The 20,092-nt window shown below is 57.8% G+C and carries 16 protein-coding genes; 7 read left to right on the forward strand and 9 right to left on the reverse strand.

All coding sequences use genetic code 11. The features are described from left to right. Positions 1–285: 285 nt before the first annotated feature. Both DOM56_RS13895 and DOM56_RS13900 read left to right on the forward strand, forming a co-directional pair. Positions 286–1,137: an NAD(P)-dependent oxidoreductase gene (locus DOM56_RS13895; protein ID WP_110709712.1), complete on the forward strand. Its 852-nt coding sequence runs from the start codon at positions 286–288 to the stop codon at positions 1,135–1,137. Positions 1,138–2,295: 1,158 nt separating this feature from the next. After that, entirely contained in the window at positions 2,296–2,934 is a 639-nt protein-coding gene (locus tag DOM56_RS13900; protein ID WP_110709713.1) for a hypothetical protein, read from the forward strand. 555 nt (positions 2,935–3,489) lie between these two features. Here the strand turns inward: DOM56_RS13900 and DOM56_RS13905 are convergent. After that, positions 3,490–4,554, reverse strand: coding sequence for a nitronate monooxygenase (locus DOM56_RS13905; RefSeq protein WP_110709714.1), 1,065 nt, complete (start codon positions 4,552–4,554; stop codon positions 3,490–3,492). A 21-nt stretch (positions 4,555–4,575) separates the two neighbouring features. Continuing rightward, positions 4,576–5,847: an NO-inducible flavohemoprotein gene (hmpA, locus tag DOM56_RS13910; protein WP_110709715.1), complete on the reverse strand. Its 1,272-nt coding sequence runs from the start codon at positions 5,845–5,847 to the stop codon at positions 4,576–4,578. An 89-nt stretch (positions 5,848–5,936) separates the two neighbouring features. Here hmpA and DOM56_RS13915 point away from each other — a divergent pair, with 89 nt between their 5' ends. Next, on the forward strand, positions 5,937–6,371 hold the full coding sequence (locus DOM56_RS13915) for an Rrf2 family transcriptional regulator (protein ID WP_110709716.1): 435 nt from the start codon (positions 5,937–5,939) through the stop codon (positions 6,369–6,371). 101 nt (positions 6,372–6,472) lie between these two features. On the opposite strand, the gene DOM56_RS13920 is transcribed toward DOM56_RS13915, so the two are convergent. Together DOM56_RS13920 and DOM56_RS13925 are read right to left on the reverse strand one after the other, a co-directional pair. Continuing rightward, entirely contained in the window at positions 6,473–7,609 is a 1,137-nt protein-coding gene (locus DOM56_RS13920) for an MFS transporter (protein WP_110709717.1), read from the reverse strand. Further along, entirely contained in the window at positions 7,602–8,354 is a 753-nt protein-coding gene (locus DOM56_RS13925; protein ID WP_198655785.1) for a DeoR/GlpR family DNA-binding transcription regulator, read from the reverse strand. Before DOM56_RS13925 ends, DOM56_RS13920 begins: the two co-directional genes overlap by 8 nt. A gap of 14 nt (positions 8,355–8,368) precedes the next feature. On the opposite strand from DOM56_RS13925, the gene DOM56_RS19850 reads away from it, so the two are divergent. The 3 genes from DOM56_RS19850 to DOM56_RS13935 all read left to right on the forward strand — a co-directional run bounded on the left by DOM56_RS19850 (position 8,369) and on the right by DOM56_RS13935 (position 12,271). Further along, positions 8,369–8,551, forward strand: a complete 183-nt coding sequence (locus DOM56_RS19850) for a hypothetical protein (protein ID WP_198655786.1) — start codon at positions 8,369–8,371, stop codon at positions 8,549–8,551. Positions 8,552–8,669: 118 nt separating this feature from the next. Next, positions 8,670–10,358, forward strand: a complete 1,689-nt coding sequence (locus DOM56_RS13930) for a methyl-accepting chemotaxis protein (protein ID WP_110709719.1) — start codon at positions 8,670–8,672, stop codon at positions 10,356–10,358. A gap of 122 nt (positions 10,359–10,480) precedes the next feature. Further along, entirely contained in the window at positions 10,481–12,271 is a 1,791-nt protein-coding gene (locus tag DOM56_RS13935) for an EAL domain-containing protein (protein ID WP_110709720.1), read from the forward strand. A gap of 218 nt (positions 12,272–12,489) precedes the next feature. Here DOM56_RS13935 and DOM56_RS13940 read toward each other — a convergent pair whose 3' ends face one another. The 5 genes from DOM56_RS13940 to DOM56_RS13955 form a co-directional block, all read right to left on the reverse strand. Continuing rightward, positions 12,490–13,212: a PA1136 family autoinducer-binding transcriptional regulator gene (locus DOM56_RS13940; protein ID WP_110709721.1), complete on the reverse strand. Its 723-nt coding sequence runs from the start codon at positions 13,210–13,212 to the stop codon at positions 12,490–12,492. Next, positions 13,212–14,060 (reverse strand): glyoxalase III HchA, encoded by an 849-nt coding sequence (gene hchA / locus DOM56_RS13945; protein ID WP_110709722.1) that lies wholly within the window; start codon positions 14,058–14,060, stop codon positions 13,212–13,214. Before hchA ends, DOM56_RS13940 begins: the two co-directional genes overlap by 1 nt. A 1,193-nt stretch (positions 14,061–15,253) precedes the next feature. Continuing rightward, positions 15,254–16,219 (reverse strand): DUF2971 domain-containing protein, encoded by a 966-nt coding sequence (locus tag DOM56_RS13950; protein ID WP_110709723.1) that lies wholly within the window; start codon positions 16,217–16,219, stop codon positions 15,254–15,256. Further along, on the reverse strand, positions 16,206–16,739 hold the full coding sequence (locus tag DOM56_RS19735) for a hypothetical protein (protein WP_157958242.1): 534 nt from the start codon (positions 16,737–16,739) through the stop codon (positions 16,206–16,208). The genes DOM56_RS13950 and DOM56_RS19735 overlap by 14 nt, the downstream gene beginning before the upstream one ends. Positions 16,740–16,875: 136 nt before the next feature. Then, complete coding sequence (locus tag DOM56_RS13955; protein ID WP_110709724.1) at positions 16,876–18,651, reverse strand: ATP-binding protein; 1,776 nt, start codon at positions 18,649–18,651, stop codon at positions 16,876–16,878. Positions 18,652–19,437: 786 nt separating this feature from the next. Here DOM56_RS13955 and DOM56_RS13965 point away from each other — a divergent pair. Next, positions 19,438–20,073 (forward strand): LysE family transporter, encoded by a 636-nt coding sequence (locus DOM56_RS13965; RefSeq protein WP_110709726.1) that lies wholly within the window; start codon positions 19,438–19,440, stop codon positions 20,071–20,073. Positions 20,074–20,092 lie beyond the last annotated feature (19 nt).

Below are 20,092 nucleotides of genomic sequence, written 5' to 3' on the forward strand. Positions count from 1 at the left end.
TACGTAAAGAAAGACAGCGGTCACGGTCCATGTCACGTCCGCCGCGGACATTCTTGGCTGCCTGGCGAACGCATGAGCTTGGCCGGCCACACCTATCAGTCCGGCCCCATCTCGGGGGCCGGGCGACCGTAACGCCAGCCGCTATGAACGGACTGCACAGATTTTTGAAGACATCGAGGAGAGCGTCATGGACAAGACTTGGCTCATTACCGGCTGCTCAAGCGGTCCCGGTAAACATCAATAGAAGGCTGGTGGCGAAAACCTTCAGACAACAGGAGTAGGGCAATGGATATCGGCGTTATTGGATTAGGGGCGATGGGACGCGCCATGGCGAGCAATCTCGTTGCGGCCGGGCACACGGTCAAGGCCTGGAACCGTTCCGGTGGCGAGCTCGACGGCGTGACCATGGTGGCTTCGCCGCGGGAGGCGTTCCAGGGGGACGCGGTGCTGACCATGCTCCCCGACGATGCGGCGATTCGAGAAGCGCTGCTGGAAGCGGGTGTACTGGACCATGCCGCAGCAGGCACGGTACATATCGTGGCCTCGACCATCTCGCTGGCGTTCTCGCACGAACTGGTGGCCCTGCATGCCAACGCCGGGGTGGATTACGTCGCCGCGCCGGTGCTGGGCAGGCCGGATGTCGCTGCCAAGGGTGAACTCAACATTCTGGCCGGGGGAAGCGCCGCGGTGGTTGATCGGGTGCAACCGGTGTTCGAGGCCATTGGCAAGAAGGTATGGCTCATGGGCGACCGGCCGCCCGCCGCCAACGCGGCCAAGATCGCTTGCAACATGATGATTGCCATGGCGATCGAGGCGATGGCGGAAGCGGTTTCGCTGACCGAAGGCAACGGCGTGGAGCGTGAACGCTTCTTCGAATTGATCCTGGGCACGTTGTTCGGCAGTCGCTCCTATCAGGTCTATTCGGCCAATATCGCCAATGACGACTACGAGCCGGGATTCAAGGCGACGTTGGGCCTCAAGGATCTGCGCCTGGCGACTGAGGCCGCCGAGGAGACCGAAGGTTCGCTACCGATGCTGGCGGCGGTCTATCAAAGGATGGCCGAAACGGTCGATTCGGGTCTCGGTGAGCGCGACTGGTCGGTGATGGCGGACTATACGATTCGGTCGAAGGGCTAGAGTTTCCAAGTAACCATACCGTTGATGAAGCAATCTTCTGAAACGACGTTTGATTCGTGGTTGCTGCCCTTACAGCAGAGTTTGTAGTTCATGGAGTGGCTATTGGGCATTATGGACAGGTAAGTATGCTACTGGTGTGGCTGCTTACCTTGCCAGTCCCGAAGTGAAATGCATCACTGGTGCCGAATAATTAAAGGTTGAGGGGCATGAGCGAATTTCGCCGTTAAGGTATCTTGGCTTGATGATAATGCGAAACGCAGGATGCTCGTCGTTTTACGTGTCGTGTATTTCGGAAGTCACGCATCCCGGAAACGGGCTGCTCACCAGAGTTTGGCTAGAGTGGCAGCCTGGCGCGAGACTGGGTTCGGACGACAAAAATAACCCGGCTATGGGAAAGAGTCAGCGGGGACCGTTTGCCATACCGGGTCGAAGCGGCCGCAGGGATGCTAGCCAGAACAGTAAATTTTGGCGAAAGACGCCCTCGCAATGCTTTTGTTTAAAAGCACCGTGTTTATAGATATAAATAACTACTTTGATTAACTGCTTTGATTGATTTCTTCTCAATTCGTTATTGCCGATTGTAATGTATTTTATCGCTTTGAGAAGTCCTAATTTGACTTAGAGAAAAGGGCGTCGAAAGAGTGCCAAGCGCTGCCCTGAAGGGGGTGCAGAGCTGGTATCCCTAAGGCAAGTGTTATCTGCGTCAAGGAATGCTGCCGAGATGAAAACTGGCTTCGCATTCGTGATCCAGCGCGTTCACCTCATCGGCTTGAAACATTTTGAAACAAAAAGGCTGGGCATTCTTGATGGGGATCAATTTGTCTAATGGCTGAAGGGTTCACAGTGTGTAAGGGCAAGGAAGCCTGGCTGCATGCCCAGGGATGATGTCGCAGGATGCGTGAGCAGGGACCGCCGTCGGTAGTGGACCATGGATGGCTTCAGGGACGAACAGCGCTAGGGGGAGCCGGTTTGCCGGCTCCCCATTTTGTTTTACGGAAGACTCTCCCCGTTTCATTGTCCGGGCATTGCGGACGCTGGCGCCTTGGGGCAACGTGATCGCTCCGGCGTGATTTCGACCGCGTATCACTCGAGCGCAAGGTTGTTCCTCTGCCGCGGTCGGCAGCGATGCCTTGAGAGGAAGAGGTTGCGAGCATCGATATGATGGATTGGATTTCCCAGAACAGCTCGGCCATCACGGCATTGACCAGCGTATGCACGCTCTTCGTCTGGCTGTTCTACGCGCAACTGCTGTACCTGAACTTCAGACGCCAACGTCAACCCAAGATCATCATCAATCGCGGGTTCGGCCGCACGCTGCAGGCCCGTTGCGTCATCAGCAACATGAGCCCCGAGCCGATCTTCATCGAGCACATTGTCGCGATCCTCCATTCGGACCGGGAGGCGATCTCCAAGGACCTGATCGATTTCGAGGAATCGCCTGACAAGCAGGGGGAGTCCGGTCGCTTGATCGAAACGACTCGGCAGGGGCCGATGCTCTCGGGTAGCTACAATCACATCGGCACCTTTCATGACATCGTCGGCCGGGTGCTTCGTGCCAACGGGCTCCCCTCCGATAACTTCCAGTCAACCGATGGGCGCACGCTCCAGTCGATAGAGCTGCGGGTCATCGCCGTTTACGGCAGCGAGGATTCGCCCGTCGGGGCTGCCAGAACGTTCTCGCTGACCATGGGAGACTCTGGTGAGGCGCTGGTGCCGACGCGTCTCGTCACTCGCCGATTTGCTTCGCGCCTGAGGCGTCACCGGGTACGTCGGTGGATCCGCGAACTGGACGACTAGAGACTTCTCGCCTCGAGACATCTCTTTTTTCCAGTCGCGCGCGGGTATCGCGACCCCGGCCAAGCGCATGATTGATGGACTATTGTGAGTGGCCCGGAGCGCGGCAAGAGCGCTCGCTCCAGATATTCGCGGTGGCGTGATTGGGCTTTCTGCACCACAGTGAGCCTTGTGTCAGGGATGATACGGGGTCCACATACCCAAACATGCCGCCAGGGACGCTAGGCAAGGAAGCCTCGGGAGGCTTGGTGTGGATGCGGCCGGCTGGCGACAGCCGGATTCCTGTGTATCGCATTTTATTTCGCGTTAGATGATCTGGATCAACTTATTCGCTGAATAACGAGTCTACTGTGGGGGCCGGTACCAGGGAGGTGCCGACTCAACGGAAGGAAACCGCAGGAAGCGGTTCTCACAGGGATGCACGGCAGGATGCCGTGGAGCTAATTGGCAAGGAACAGCAGCGTATCTGAGGCCTGTCACGACAGGGTCTCTTATCCGCTGTGCTGACTGCCTTGACTGGATTACCCATCCGTCTCACCCGCCTATCCGAATCGATGATCAGCCGGCTGAAATCGCCGTTCGTCGCTCTTCTTCCAGCTTCAGAATCAGTTCTCCCGCCGGGAGGCTGTCGCCCCGCGCTTTGCCGATACCAGCCCATTGTGCTCCGAAGCCCGTTTCGCCTCGTTCCTTGGCCGCATCATTCAGCGCCTTTCCGAGGTCGTAGGTATTCGGGTAGGCCGGAATATCCTTGCAGTCCGCATCTTCGGCCCAGGCGGTAAACCGGTTGATCAGGCAGCGGGCCGGGCGACCGGAAATCCCACGAGTCATCACGGTGCCCGCGCCGGAGACCAGGTGAGCCCGGTAAGCGTTGTCGGCCGCACTTTCCGGGCAGCGGATGAACGCCGTCCCCAATTGCGCCGCTACCGCTCCCCAGGACAGGGCGCGCTCGATATCGACGCCGTTCATCAAGCCCCCGGCCGCGATGATCGGCAAGGGGATCTCCTGGGCGAGCTGGCGGGTCAGCGCTTGGGTCGATCGTCGCTCGTCCGTGGCATCGGTGTCGAACACGCCGCGATGACCGCCTGCGCCCCAACCCTGGGCGATGATCGCATCGAGTCCGCGTCCGGCGATCTGCCGGGCCTCGGCAAGGCACGTCGCGGTCGCCATCAGCCGGCAGCCCGCCAGGCGCAGCGCCTCGATCTGGTCGGGTCGGGGAAGGCCGAAATGGAAGCTGACCACGGCAGGGCGGGTCTCGAGCAAGACTTCGAGCATCGCGTCGCTCGCCTGGAAGGGCGCATAGATCTCCCTCAACCGTGCCGGTGGGGTCGCGCCGAACGACTCGAACAGCGGGCGGGCGCGCTCGATCCAGCGCCGCTCGCGGTCGCTGTCAGCGAGCGCCGGCGCGTGGCAGAAGACGTTGACGTTGAACGGCCGAGCGGTCAGCGCTTGGGTTTCCTGAATGACCCTGCGCGCGCTCTCCGGCGTCGACGCGCCCACGCCCAGCGCACCCAGTCCGCCGGCGTTTGAGACCGCCGCCGCCATGGCCGGTGTCGAGACGCCCGCCATGGGCGCCTGAAAAATCGGGGCATCCAACCCCAGGTCATTGATGAATTCGCAGGTCATGGCGCTATCTCCCGGTGGGTGTCAGGCCAGGGTCGGTTCATGGTGCGTTTCCAGCGTTCCCTCGTCATCCGCTCGGGCGGCCAGCGGCTGTGCGGGACCGAAGCACTCGTAGCGGCGATCATCAATCGCCACGCCGTGGGTTTCCAGCATTCGGTCGATCCGGCTCATCATCGGTAGCGGCCCGCAGAAATAGTAGGTCGCCTCCCAACCGCCGATCCAGCGTTCGAGGTCTGCCGGCTCCAGCTCGCCGCGCTTGACGCTTGAGTCGCCGGCGCCGTCCGTTGCTCTGGGCTGGCTGAAGCAGACGTGCAGGCTGAATCTCGGGTAACGGCCGGCCAGTGTCTCCAGTTCGCAGGTGAAGGGTCGCAGCCCGCCGTGGCGCACGGCCTGGATGAAGATCACCCGCCGCGACGGGGAAGCTTGCAGTGCCGCGTGGGCCATGGAGATCAGCGGTGTGATACCGATTCCTCCGGTGATGAACACCAGTGGCCGGTCGTCGGGCTCCGGCAGCTCGAGCGTGAACGCACCGCACGGCGGGGAGAGCTCGAGTCGGTCCCCCTGAGCCAGGCCGTCGTGGATGCGGTTCGAGACATCGCCGCCCGGCATCTCGCCATCCCCGATCTCACGTTTGACGCTGATCCGATAAGCCGCAGCGCCCGGCGCATTGGAAAGGCTGTAGTTGCGCATGGCAGTGTGGCCATCGGCATCCTGCATGCGAATCGAGACATACTGCCCCGGTAAATGCGCGGGCGGCTCGCTGCCGTCCGCCGGCACCAGATAGAGGGAGACGATGTTGTCGCTCTCGCGCTCGCGCTGCACGATCGTGAACGGCTTGAATCCCGCCCAGCCTTGATGGGCGCGCTGTTCGGCGTAGATCGTTCGTTCCCGCTCGATGAAAACCCCCGCCAGTTCGTCGTAGGCGGCGGCCCAGGCGTCGAGCACGTCGGCGGTGGCGGCATCGCCCAGCACCTCCCGGATCGACGCCAGCAAGTGCTCGCCGACGATCGGGTAGTGTTCCGGCTGAATTGTCAGCGAGGCGTGCTTCTGGGCGATCACCTCGATGGCGTCACTAAGCGCCGCCGGATCGTCGATATGCTGGGCGTAGGCGAGAATGGCGCCGGCCAGGGCACGCTGTTGACCGCCGGAGCGCTGATGGGCGGGATTGAAGTAGCGCTGGACGTCGGGTGCGTGCTCGAACAGGCGGGCGTAGAAGTGGCGGGTCAGCGTCTCGCCATGTTGTCTCAGCACCGGGATGGTCCGTTTGACAATCTCGATCTGGGCGGTGGTTGGCATGTCGACTCCTTTGGCAGGATTTTAATCGGTATTTTAAATGCCTATTTAAATGCGAGTATCATTTACCAAATTATGACTGTCAAGCGCTGATGAAACTGACGACACATACCGATTACGCCTTGAGACTGCTGATCTACCTGGCGGTGAGAAGCGATGAGATGCCGGCCACGGTGCAGGCGGCTGCGACGCACTACGGCATCTCTGCCCATCATCTGGCCAAGGTGGCCCAGACCCTGGTGCAACTGGGATACGTGGCCAGCCTGCGCGGTCGGGGAGGCGGCCTGCGGCTTCAGCAGCCCGCCGAGGAGATCGGCATCGGCGCGCTGGTGAGGCAAACCGAAAACCTGGAATTGCTGGAGTGCTTCGGGCCGGAATCGACCTGTCCGATCGAACCGGGCTGCCGCTTGAAGGGCGTGCTAGCCAAGGCCCAGCAGGCTTTTCTGGCCGTGCTCGACGGCTATGTGCTGGCCGATCTGGTCGAGAATCGCCAGGAACTGCGCGTGCTGCTGGGCCATTCGGCTTGAACGGCTCGCGCCCGACCAGGGCGAGCCGTATCGTTCGTCGATTGACATCCTCCTCGGTCGGAGGCGGACATCGCGTTACCCGCTAGCGGGGCGCGGCCGGATCACCGCCGGTCGAGCGTCGGCGCGAGAATGACGATAAAACACGCCAAGATGCCCAGCAGGCAGAAGGCATAGTGCAGGGTGATGAAGTGGGCGGTAAAACCGATCGCCGGTGGACCGACCAGCATCGCGCCGTAGCCCAGCGTCGAGACGCTGGCGATGGCCACGCCCGGCGGCGTCTCCGGATCGTTGGCAGCCCGGGTGATCGCCAACGGCATGATCAGGGCATAGCCCACGCCGAGCAGCACGAAGCCCGCCAGGGCGGTGTAGAGATTGGCAAACAGCACCGCCAGCAGCACGCCGGCCAACGCCGAGGTTCCGGCAAAGCGCGCCGCCTTCGTCGGGCCAAAGGCCGATATCAAGCGATCTCCCATGAGCCGCATGACCACCATGGCCACCGAAAACACGGTGTAGCCAAGCGCCGCCTGCGCTTCGCTGGCCGACGTCACGGCGACCAGGAACAGCGCGCTCCAGTCCGCCATGGCGCCTTCGCCGATCGACGCGCACATGGCAATGATACCCACCCATAGCAGGCCGCCCCTGGGCAGCGGAAACAGGCTGCCGCCGGGGGCGCGTGGGCGGGTTTCGGAGTGCCAGCGAAGGTAGGCGACCCCGCTCGTGATGGCGTAGAGCGACAGGGCAAAGAGGGTGAAATGGATCACCAGCCCCAGTTCCAGCTTGACCGCCAGGTAGCCGGCGGCGGCACCGAGGCCGGCGCCCAGGCTCCACATCGCATGGAGTGACGACATCACTCGCCTGCCGATGTATCGCTCCGCCTCGCCGGCCCAACTGTTCATGGCCACGTCCATGGCGCCGTGGGCGCCGCCGAACAGGAACAGCGCGGGTGCCAGTACCCACAAGCCCGGGGCCAGCGCGATCAGGATCAGCGTCAGCGTGTAGAAGATCGCGATGGCGCGTGTCGTTCTTGCCGCGCCAAAAGCATCCGACGCACGGCCGGCGAGCGGGAAGGAGACGATGGCGCCCAACGCAAGCAGCAGCAACAGCAGCCCCAACTGGCCGCCATCGATCCCGTTGCGCTGCACGACGGTGGGGATCCGCGATGCCCAGGCGCCGAACAGGCCCCCGTTGAGGACAAAAGCGGCGGCAACGGCGAGCCAGATCCGGCGTGCACTAGGCATGAATGATTTCCATCCCATCCTGATTGAAGTCCGTGACGGCGCTGGCGTCGGCGTCGGTGATGAGGCAGTCCAGATACTCAGGCGCGACCGCGCGATAGCGTGCGCGGCGACCGATCTTCTCACGGGAGGCCAGGGCGATCGTTCTGGCCGAGGCCCGTGTCATCGCGAGCTTGAGTTGCGCCTCGTGCAGGTCATCGGCGCTGAGGCCGAAGGCAGGGTCGATTCCACAGACGCCGAGCACGGCGATGTCGACATGGACATCGGTCGTGGCCAGCAGCGCGGTATCGCCGACGTTGATGCCGCCGCTGGGGCTCAATTTTCCCCCCAGCATGAACACCTCGACGCCGTTTTTCTGACAGGCCACGGCAATCCACGGCGATGGGGTCATGACCAGCAAGCCCGGCTTCGGCTGCAACCGCTCGGCCACCGCCAGCAGGGTAGTGCCGCCATCCAGCAGCAGCGTCGACGCGCCCTCGATTTCGCGCAGCGTGCGGGAGGCAATCGCCGCGACCGCAGGATTCTGGTTCGAGGTTCGATACTGCATCGGCGGTGACGGAGGCGCGGCGGAGACCGCGCCGCCGCGAACCCGTTGCACTTCGCCCCGTTGCTCCAGGGCGATGATGTCGCGGCGGATCGTATCCAGCGATACCTCGAACTCCACGGCGAGCTCCTGGGCGATCAGCTCATCGCCGTTGGCGAGCCGGGCCAGGAGTTTCTGTTGCCGGGTCTGGGGGACATTGAGCATGACGACTTCCCTGCATGATTTTGCGTAAATCTGCATCAATATGCATTTTTATGCAACCAGGCCAAGGCCTGCCTGGCATCGACCTGACCCTGGGCATGGAGCGTGGCCAGGTGAATGAGGCTGGCCAGACGCTCGAGCGCCCCGTGATCAATTTTGCCTATGCCTTCCAATCGCTAATTATTATTAAGTTCTCGTGAGTGGGTGCCGATATCGCAAGCGTGGTGGCTGGCCTACGGGACGCACTCCCGGGTCTCCAGCTGCATTGATGGGTATCGCCCACCGCAGGAAGCGAAGGGCCTCACGGAGAGAAGATGGATGTTGTTACTCAATCGAAGTGTCAAATTGCGTCTCGGTGCGAGCCTAGGGCTGTGCATCGCGATGGTGATCGTGATCGGTCTGTTCGCGCTATGGGGTCTGAGCACCGGCAATCAGAAAATGCGGGGAACCTACGATAGAAACGTCGTGACCATGGAGGATCTGGGGCGGGTCAGCAATCTTCTTCTACGCAACCGGGTACTGACGCTTCAAGCGCAGAGGGATAAGAACGTCGAAACCTTCGGCCAGCTCCACCAGGTCCTGGCCGAGAACGATGCCGAGGCTGACGAGGCCTGGGCCGACTACTACCCCGAGCGAGTCGATAGCGATGCCGAGAAACAGTTGGCGACGCAATTCCAGACCGCGCTGAGTTCACTGCGCGCCGATCTGGACGAGCAGTACGAGGCGATGATGCGGGGGGACTTCCAGCGTGCCCAGGAGATTTCCAGCGCTCGCCTCAATAGTGGATACACCCGGGTTCTGGACACGATCAATCAAGTGGTCGAACTCAATCGCCAGCAGGCCGGCACCGCGTACGTGAGTTCCACGGCGGACTACGAGCGGGCGCGTGCCTTGACGCTTGGCGCTATCGCTCTGGCTATCGTCATCGGGGTGGGGCTTTCCATCTGGCTGACACGCGGCATCATGACGCCACTGGGCAAGGCGCGTGCGCTCGCCGACGCTTTGGCTGAAGGCAAGCTCGGCAACGACATCAACATTACCTGCAAGGATGAGTTCGGCGACATGCTTCGCTCCCTCCAAACGATGGAGGAGCGCTTCTCCAATGTGGTCCTGACCGTTCGAAAAAATGCAGAGTCCGTGGATCTCGCGGCGAATGAAATCGCCCAAGGCACCGACGATCTGAGTCGCCGCACCCAGGAACAGGCCGCGAGCCTGGAGCAGACGGCCGCGTCCATGGATGAAATCACCTCAACGGTTCGGCAGAACGCCGAGAATGCCCTGGCGGCCGACCGTCTGGTCAATGACCTCAGCCAACAGGCCAGCTCGGGGGGAGAAGTCGCCCAGAAGGCGGTCGAGGCCATGAGTGGCATCAACGCTTCAAGCCGGGAAATCGCCGGCATTGTGGGGCTGATCGACGAAATCGCTTTCCAGACCAATCTGCTGGCACTCAATGCCTCGGTGGAAGCCGCCCGCGCGGGCGAACAGGGGCGTGGCTTTGCCGTCGTGGCGAGCGAAGTCCGCAACCTCGCCAGCCGGAGCGCCGAGGCCGCCAAGGATATCAAGAGACTCGTCGAAGAGAGCATCGTACAAGTTAACGCCGGCTCCGCGCTGGTCGACCAGGCCGGGAATGCCCTCGCGGAGATCGTCGAGGGTATCCATCGAGTCACCACCCTGGCTGGAGAGATTGCCGTGGCCAGCCGTGAGCAGTCCCAGGGCATCGATCAGGTGAATACCGCCGTTTCGCAGATGGACGGTGTCACCCAGCAGAATGCCAGCCTGGTCGAGGAGTCCAGCGCGGCGAGCCGGTCGTTGCAGAAGCAAGCGGCCGAGCTGTTGAGAGAGGTCTCTTTTTTCAAGGGGGCCGAAGACACCGACGGTTCCCCGTCACGGGCGACCAGCAACCACGCCAATGCCAATCCGCCAAGGGGTCGACAGCTGGCATCGAGGCAGCTCAAGCCCAGGGCTCTCGAGCCGGCGAGGGAAAGCGCCGATTGGGAGGCCTTCTGATCGAATCGCTCAGCGCCCCGTCAACGGGGCGCTCTGATTTCGTATCGATTGAATTTGTGCTCGTTAAAGCCGATAAGGAAGACAGATCTGTTCCGATGTTGCTCATCATTCGGGAGTAAGGCTTGGGCGTCGATAGAAATCTTACCCAGAGCGAACGCCAGAAGCTCGCGACGCTGGAGGCCCAGCGACTCGCGCAGCTTGGGCCGGACCGTTCGCTGGACAATATCACCAGGCTCGTCACGCAACTCCTCGGTGTTCCGACAAGCCTGGTGACGTTGATCGGTGAGGAGCGCCAGTGGATCAAGGCGAAGCAGAACTTCCCGGTGAGCGAAACGCCAGCCAACCTTGCCATCTGCCAGCGAACCATCGAGCGCAATGCGCTGACGGTGATCGAAGACACGACGCTCGATGAAGAGTATCGGAACAATCCTCTCGTCGTGGCCGAACCCCGGATTCGCTTCTATGCCGGGGCGCCGGTGTTCTCCAGCGAGGGGCAGGCCATGGGTTGTGTCTGTGCCATCGACTACCAGCCACGCTCGCTCAGCGAGCGGGACCGAGAAATCCTCGTCACCCTCGCCGAGCTGGCCAAGAGCATCTTCGAGACCAGCAATACCGTCGGGTTCATCGACTCCGTGACGATGTTGCCCAATCGGCAGAAATTGATCAGGGATCTGAACACGCTCCATCAGCGGCCGCCCGAACAGGCGGCTCTGCCGGCGACATTGATATTCGTCGAAACCATCAGGCCGGGTTACTACAACGAGCTGATCCATGGGTTCGGCATCGATGCGGTCGAGAGCCAGTCGCGGGACGTCGCCAATCTATTGAGGATTTCATTACCCTCGAATCAGATTCTCTATGCGGTAACGCTTTCAAGATTCGCCATTCTAGTCACTCAGGCAGATAAACCGGTCGCCTTCACGGCGTTGGAGGCGGTGGCCACGAGGGTGTCAGATGGTGAATATGAGACGAATCTGCCGACCCGACTGAGTCTCAGCATCGGCTATTACGACTTCGAACCCCGGGTCACCAGGCCCGTCGATGCCTTTGGACGGGCGCTGAGCGCGCTGCATGAGGCGTTGAGCAAAAGAAAGGCCGTGATGCCTTACTGCGTGGAGTTCGACCAGGCGCAGCGCCGCCAGCTCGAACTCACGACGGGGCTGCTGGAGGCGCTGCAGGCATCCGATCAGCTGTATCTGGTCTATCAGCCGAGAGTGAGCCTGCAATCGGGCGAGGTGGTGGGGGTCGAGGCACTGCTTCGGTGGCATCACCCGCGGTATGGCAATGTGCCGCCGCTGGATTTCATTCCACTGATCAGTCAAACCACGTTGATCAGTCCCCTGACCCAATGGGTCGTCTGTGAGGCCATTCACGCGATCAAGCGATTCGAACTAGAAGGCGTGCCTCTGGTCGTGTCCGTCAATGTCACGACCACGAACTTGCTCGAGGAGTCCTTCGCGCCGGATATCCTCGACATGCTGGACGAGCAGGACGTCAGCCCCAGGTACTTGGAGGTGGAGTGCCTGGAGATGGAGGAGCTGCTCCAGGACCCCCGTGCGGTCGAAACCATCCAGGCCTTTCGAGATGCCGGAGTCAGGGTGGCGCTGGATGACTTCGGGAGTGGTTACAGCAATCTCAACTACCTCCGGCGCATCCCCGCGGATGTCATCAAGCTGGACAGGAGCCTGGTCAGTGACGTCGCCAAGAACGCCGGCAGCAGAGCCATCGTTTTCCGTCTGATCCAGATGCTGCAGCATTTTGGCTTCGAGATCGTGGCGGAGGGCGTCGAGGATCAGGCGACCGCAGATCGGCTGCGGGAATTTCGATGCGATGCCGGCCAGGGCTACTTTTTCCATCGTCCTCTGAGTCTGGAGGCCGCGCTGGAAGCCACTCGGCAACGGTTGATCGCTTGACGCCCCGGATGCGATGACGCTGGCACCCGACCGGAACGCTGTTGGTTAACGCAGGATCGACCCTCGACCCTCGACCCTCGACCCTCGACGCCGCCCCGGCGCTGGCGGAAGAATCGCATCGATATGTTCACGCCATGTGTCGAGTTCGGGCAGGTAGTGTCGTTCGAGCATTGGAGGCGATGACAGCGAGGCAGGGGCGATAAGCCGATATTGTCGGTCTAGGAGACGATCTCGCCGCGGCGTATCGCGATGCTGATCGCTTGGGCGGTGGTCGTGACGCCGAGGCGTTGGCGAATTCGCCGCATGTGATTTTCGACCGTGCGTTCTGACAGGCCGAGTATCGCGGCGATCTCGGTCTGGCGTCGGCCGGCGGCTATCCAGGTCAGGACTTCACGCTCGCGAATGGACAAGCTGCCGATGGCGCCATCCGTTGGCGATTCCAGCAGCTCCCGAGCCCTGAAGAAAGCGGCGTTGGCGACGAGTCCGACGGCCAGCCTTGCCTGAGGTGAAGCGTCGATCCGCTCGCCGCCCAGGCTCATCGCGCCTTCAAGCCCCTGTGGGCCGAACACTGGCACCTGGATGCCATGGAGCCCTGGCCCACGGGGTAGGCGAACCACGCGATAGCGCTCGCCACTGTCATCGGCTGTCTTGGTCCAGAAGAACGGCTCACGTGCTTCGAAGATATGGCGAGTCACCGGGCAACGGCGCACGTAGGTTTCGGCATCGACGGTTTGGCCATCGCCGAACCAGTCACCTTCGACCCAGTAGGTACGCTCGACCAGGCCCTCCTCCGAGGTCGAAGCCGAGAACAGCACGAAGCGGTCATAGCCGAACTGCCGGGCGAAGGTGCGGACTTCTGCCTGGATTCTCGCCAGGGTTTCAGCGCCCTCGATCGCGAGGGCGCTGTTGATGCCCGAAGCCGCCGACGGGGACGAGACCATCAGCCAGCCAGTTCCTCGAGCATGGCCTGGGCTGCCAGCTTGCCCAAGGCGTTGCCTGCCAGCGGGCTGTCACCGGTGATCAGCTTGCGATCCTGGTGGACGGCACCGGAGATGTCGTCATTGATGATCTCGAAGCCCTGAGCTTTCAACTTCTCGCCAAACTTCCAGGTCAGGTGGCCTGGCATATAGCCGATGTCCGGCGTGGTGGCATCGAGGGCATCAGGGAACGCGCAGATCTTGTAGCCGCGATAGATACCGCTGTCACCGGCTGCCAGGAAGGCGGCCGGACCGTGGCAGAGCGAGATGACGAAGCGGTCCTGCTTGGCGGCCCATTCAAGGGAGGCCCGGACATCCTGGCTTTCGGGCAGGCCGATCAACGCACCATGTCCGCCGGGAATGAAGATCGCCGCATAGTCATCCAATCCATCCGCGACGACATCGGCCAGCTTCAGCGGCTGCTTGAACTGCTCATGGTAGCTGCCGAAGAAGCGCTTCACCTCCTCGTCCTCGGACGGCATCGCCCAGTACTCGAACTTCACTGGATTGCCCGAGACCGTGGCCACGTCGAAGGAGAATCCGGCCTTGTCGAGGTGGTACATCGGCAGCAGCGTTTCCACCGGGTGGTTACCGGTCGAGAAGAAACTGCCGTTGTCGGTCAGCAGATAGCGCTCGTCTGCCCCGATCATCAGGACCTTCTTGTCGCCCTGATAGGGGGCAGGGTAGTCGGCACCGCCAAGGTCGGACTTCGGCGTGGTGAACTGGCTCAGCGAATAGGGCGAGGGAAAGAACGCGTTCTCTTCGGCCGGGTCGCGCTGTGGCTGCTTGTCGGTGGTGTTCTGATCGCTCATCGAAGACTCCTTACGTGTACGGGGTATCCCACACAACCTATCTCTCCCAGGACCGCGCAAAAATGCGGGATATCCCCTAACGCGGCGGCACCTGCTCGTGAGTTCGTGGCTCGCGCCGCATGATCAGCGGGGCTGGCTGTCCCCGAAGCTTAGCTTGGTTGCTGCGGTCTTTGGTGAGGACAAGAGCATGCCGGTTTACACGCGACAATCGAGCAAGGGGAGCAGGAGATCGGGCATTGATTCCGCCGTCCGTGTACCGCTCTTGATATGAAGGGGGCACCGATGGCGATAGTAAGCCGTGATCAACGGGTTTTTTGTGGGACTATTGGAAACCATCAGGATTAGATGACGAAGCACAAGCCATTGATTCATATATGAAAAGTGAAGTTTTGAAAATATGAATATACCTGCTGATATACCATGGGGATTCATCGGCACAAGGAGCACGCCCGTATAATCGCACCGGTCAAGGTGGGGTAGGCGACGGCCTCGAGCCGCATTATGAATGCTCGTACTTGGACCTAGGTTAGCCAGAATAGCCGATTGCCGGCTGTTCATCAGTGGTGACTCAGGAGCGTGCCGGTTGGCTTTTCGTTGAGAAGCATAATCGTAGCTTCACGAAGTTCATTAAAACCCAATCCATGGCGAGTGTTATATGACAAACGGTATTCGGCCAGAAGTGGTCGTTGCCTACTGTATAACGCTTAGCTCAGCGGGCAAATAGAGCGCAGCGGAATTTGCTCCGCTGCCGCTTATTGTTAGCGGTGGGCCACTTATGCTGCTGGCCTACCATCATCCGCGCTCATACCTTCGGGCACTACAGACAGCCCAAAATCAACCACTGTGTCATCAAGAAGAAGCCCGAGGCGATTGTTAGTTTTGTTCTTGTCCAAATCGCGTTTCGCCATGATGATCTCTACTTGCTCCCGAATTTTTGGCTCGCGACAATACATACTCGATGAAGCCCGCTACCACTGAAATGTCGTGTGGCACTTTGTGAACGCCGGAGTGTTCAATTGATACACCCACAGACTGCGCCCACGTTGGATGGTAACCCTCGAAACAGATATCTTGCCGTTGAAGAAGGCTTCATTAAGCCTCAACGATCGCTATTTAACGACAGCCTAACCGGCGCAATTGTGGTGACCGGAGCAAACTGATATTGCGTCCGTGTTTACGGCCTTGTTATGCATTCATAGCCACCTCAATGGGATTTCGGATTTCTCAATACGCGGCTCAATGTCTTTGCTCAGGCTGTACATCAAAGCCCTCAACGACTGCTCATTCAAATCGCTGCTTATTGTGGGCCCTATGGTAAGCTTCCGAATCGGAAAACCGATCCCTGACAGGTCGTTGTTAGACGCGTCTATTGCAGCTTCGAAGCTCACAGAATGGTACGGAATAATGTTCCCTTGAAACTCCCTAAAATGCGGAGAAGATGTATTTCTTTCCACTGGAGATGTGTGCCTAGAAAAATGGACAAGACGCCATTCTCGTTCCTCATGAAAATCAGGATGCTTCAAGCAAAACATTAGCTCACCTGCCAACCCTGAAAATGTTTGGCAAGCGGTCGGCAAAAATGTGTTTGACACATTTTCCAATTGGTCCCCTGTCGTGGCGTCTCCAACAGCTTTAACTAAGCTAGCTACTACTTCACGAACAAGATTTATTTGCTCTTTTTCATCATAAATCACCTTCCTGAGTACGCATTGCTTATTTAAAAGTCGCATTGCATGGAAAAAATCAAATCCGATAGCATATCCTCCGCCATATCCCCGGTAGCTTCGCCATTGGCTTAGAAGATTCCCGATCTCACAAAAAGATGCTGAGTAAACGGAAGCCCCAGATTCAAATGGGCTATAGCTTTTCGATATTCGAGATAAAAACTCTTTCTGGATGGAACTTAGGTTTGAATCATACAGTTTCTCGGAGATGCATCGCTCTATTACTTGTTGTGCATATTGAAGCTCCGACATGTCGTTCATATAGCGTAAGTCAGTCAACCAAAATGATTTTGACGAGAGTATCCCGATTAAACCAGATGCGGAGGTGTAGTGATGAAGGCAATTTGGAAACGGATTGTGTATGCAATTCCATCTCTCGCTAAATTCTGCCTTTGCTTTTCCCAGTGATTCCATCTGATGTTTAGTTGGTTCCATTGCTGCCGCCCACCCTCACGCTCAATCCGGTTAATAGGTTTTCGACACCCATGCCTAGGAGGTATATTTTCGAGTTATTGATGCCAACCGCCGCACCTTGTGACCACTTTTCGGAAGTTATCGTGAGCCGAGATATATTCGGGGCCTCGTTTTCATTAGATGTTCCTAGTTTAGTTCGTTCTGGGTGGAGGATGAATGGATAACCATCTAGTATATTTAGAAACGAAAGCTCAAGCTCATATGCTTGATCGGAAATACCCCGTGAGAGGTCAAGGAAAACTTGGCCTGTTTTCTTGTTTATTACCGAGGCTCTGTTTGACCCTTGGAGTACGAAGAATTCCTCATTTAAATCGCAAATATCATTGTGGATTACGCGACAAACTAGTTGGCCGTTGTCGCTGTACAAGTCAACTGATACCCCAAGGATTCCTGTTTCTTCGTTTCTGGCTAACGAAATCAGAGGTTCTCCATTGACGACAAGAGGATTCGCGATGTTCTTGTAGAAAACTCCTCCAATCATCGCTGTGTATTCTTGAGTTTTTTTCCACACCTGTGTATCACCTCCTTAGGGTCCATAACGCCAGCCGTCACCGGCACATTTGCAGTGAGCCCAGCGAACGAAAAATGAGTCCGGGGTGACGGCATTGTTAGACAAATTATGGATCACTATTGCGAAACAGCTCAAGCTGGTCGATAAGGCTAGCCAATTCGCCGGGAATGTCCGAAGCGTTCATAGAGGCCAGTATTGCTGAATGAGACAGTGTTACATCGTATTTATCTTGCAAGTATTCATTCAACTTAGCCAGCAGCTTCTTTCCTGGAACAATCTTTAAGCGGTTCTGCAACTCACTCCAAGTTTCTTCAAACTCGTCTAGTAGCCTCTGGTTTATAGTGGCTGTGTCAAGGCTTGGTTCTGCAGCTTTTAACGACGCCGATCTTTTAGTGAGGAACTGTCCCATAACATGGCTTTTGTGCTGCTGCGTAAGCTCGGCTAACAACTGCTCGACATCTTCGTTGAATGTGATTTTTTTATTCGTTCTTGTTGACCTGTCTTTTACTCGTTTTTGTATTGTTTTCTCAAGTACTGAAGGGACAAGAAGATAGTTCTCGATTTCTTTCCTTTCGTGGATATGGAAGAATTCACAAAACTTGTCAAAATCTTTCTTTTCCTTCTTTACTTCATCATCTGCGCGATAATCCCTATCGAATATAACGCACTTCAAAATCTTGGTCCCTAAAGTTGCCTCAATTCCCTCTGAAAAACTCCGAACCTTTGCGGGATTAAATCCTTCTACTGGTATTACTGCGAAATCTGATCGGTTTGCAATTGCTTGTCGGTCTAGCTTTCGTGATATGGAGGATAAAATCTGGAAATCCTTTCCTTCGACAAAGACTGCACGCCGAGATTTGGCAAGCTGTGTCAATGTGGGGTTTAGGTTCGATCCTAGCGCGCCGAATATACTCTGTAGCTGAGTGGGATCCTTGATGCGACGAGCTGATCGATTTCTTTTGTTTATTACAAGCAAATCACCCGGATCGGTCTCTGATATAATTTCAGTGGAGTGAGTTGCTATTAATACATCGGTTTCAGATTGCCTTAATATTTCTACTAGCTGTCTTTGCAAGTCTGAATGCAGATAGATATCTGGCTCATCGATAATGAGAAGAGAGTCTTCTCTTGATCTGACTATGTAGGTTAGCATTTGACACCAAACCTGAAAGCCAAATCCTGCCCAGAAAATTTCTCTTGGGTATCTTTCTTCTGGACAAAACATATGTAGCACAGGACTTTTATGAGTTGTGTCTACTTCTGGCCGCTCTATGTCCATGCTTGGCCATGTTGTGCCAATGAGTTCCCTGAAGTTATCAAATTCATCAGGGTAGTGATACCAAATATTACGAAAATTTCTTGACGCCCGGTGGGACAGCAACGCTAGACGTGCGGCCTCCTTTTGATATAGTTGCTCATTATGTTCCACAGGGCCCAAAACTGGTACAAAACCAACTGACGCGTTGTAAACGCGACGAAAATCAGACGGCGACTGAACCGGCTTCCCCTTTGGTATAGTTAATAGCCAACATACGTTGTTTTCGGGGAAAACTAGCTTTAACTTGTTTCCAGTGGACAATCTGAACTCGACAGTGGCGGGTTTAGATTCATCATAGTTGGTGAAGATATTCTCCGTGGCGACCGGGAGTCCTTCAAGTGGAATGAAATAACCAAAGGTGTCAATGCCTTCAATATCAATATATTGAGGCTTTCTCGCTGCGGCTTTTCGCATCCCCTCCGAAAGAATTCGAAAAGCTCCCACGATAGTGGATTTTCCAGCATTATTTGGCCCGACAAGAACGTTGAACTCGTTCAAAGAAACAGAGTAACTCTTTAGGGCCTTATAGTTTTTAAAGACAACTGACGTAAAGCGATCTTTCACGAATTATTCCTTTTCTTGTCTAGCAGATATTAGACAGAATGCTCTGGTATCGAATTAACGCGCTGACACGTCCAGAAATGTTATGCCGTGAGCCATATGGTTACATGATCTAGTTGTAAATATAATAATTAAGTGTGACTAGGCGGAATGGCACCAATAACCGTGCTTTCTGGGTAACACTCATTAACGTTTATGCGGCCGTCCTAAGGCGATCCGCCATGGGATGGAATTCGTCGACTTTCTCAAGCTCTGTCAGGACTTTCTTTTGTATCAATCTGCCACATTCCGTTGCACTTCTCTATCCAAGGCACCCCACCTTTCGTCGGGTAGGCTGCAAAATGCATCATTCCGCACTATTTTTCCGCCTGCCAAATCGCACTGCCGCCCCAGTGCTGGCGCGGCCTAGCGCCCTTTGCAACGCTGCATCAAAACCAACCCATTTAGCGCGCAGGCGGGGAGGGGAGTCGACAGCGCGCCGGCGGTGGCGGCGTAAATCCCGCCGAGCCAAGCTTCTGTAGTGGCCACAGCCACTCCACTCGTTACCATGTGATAACACATTGGCTTACGCTGGCTCTCTCAGGAATGCGCCTTTTGTCTATCTGTTGCCTGAGCCAATATCGCTGGTTTGTGGCTATCGCGCCCGAACTCGAGCCGGGGAAGGGGAGAGCCAGGTAGCTCGATAAGGTCGAGACGAATCAAGGCTCGCAAGATAAGCTCGAACGGGTCATCAGGTATGACGCCCGTCCCTCTTAGATGCCATCACGCTCCACACGAGGACTCGAAACGATGGATTTTGCCGTATGGCTGACGTACCTCGGTGTTATCACCGCTCTTATCCTGTTTCCGGGCCCTGTCGCTTTGCTTTGCATGCACCACGGGTTGCGTCACGGCCGGCGACGCGCCTTGGCGACGGTGGTGGGGGGCGCCCTGGCATCGCTTGCCTTGATGGCGCTGTCGTCTCTGGGCCTGGGGGCAATTCTCGCGACATCGGAAACCGCCTTCGTCGTGTTGAAAGCGGTAGGTGCGGCCTACCTTGTCTATCTCGGCATCCAGGCGTGGCGTGCGCCCGCCGAGCCAATGGCATCGCCCGAAGCCAATATGGACGTTACGAGCGGCTTTCGCTCCAGGCGGCGGCTATTCAGCAAGGGCTTCACCGTAGGGATCAGCAATCCCAAGGATCTGTTGTTCTTCGGCGCGCTCTTTCCCAACTTCATCGACCTAGGTCAGCCGCAGTGGTCACAGTTCGTGATCCTCGCGCTGACGTGGCTCGCGGTCGATCTGGCGACAATGACTGCCTACGCCTCGGTAGGCTCGACGGTGAGCCGCTGGTTTGGCACGCCGCGCCGCGTGCGCCTGTTCAACCGCACCACCGGCGGGCTTTTCATGGCAGCGGGTGGCGCCCTGGCCACTTCACACCGCTAAGCCTTCACGGAGATCAGGA

Source organism: Salinicola sp. CR57 (assembly GCF_003206585.1).
Classification (GTDB): Bacteria; Pseudomonadota; Gammaproteobacteria; order Pseudomonadales; family Halomonadaceae; genus Salinicola; species Salinicola lusitanus.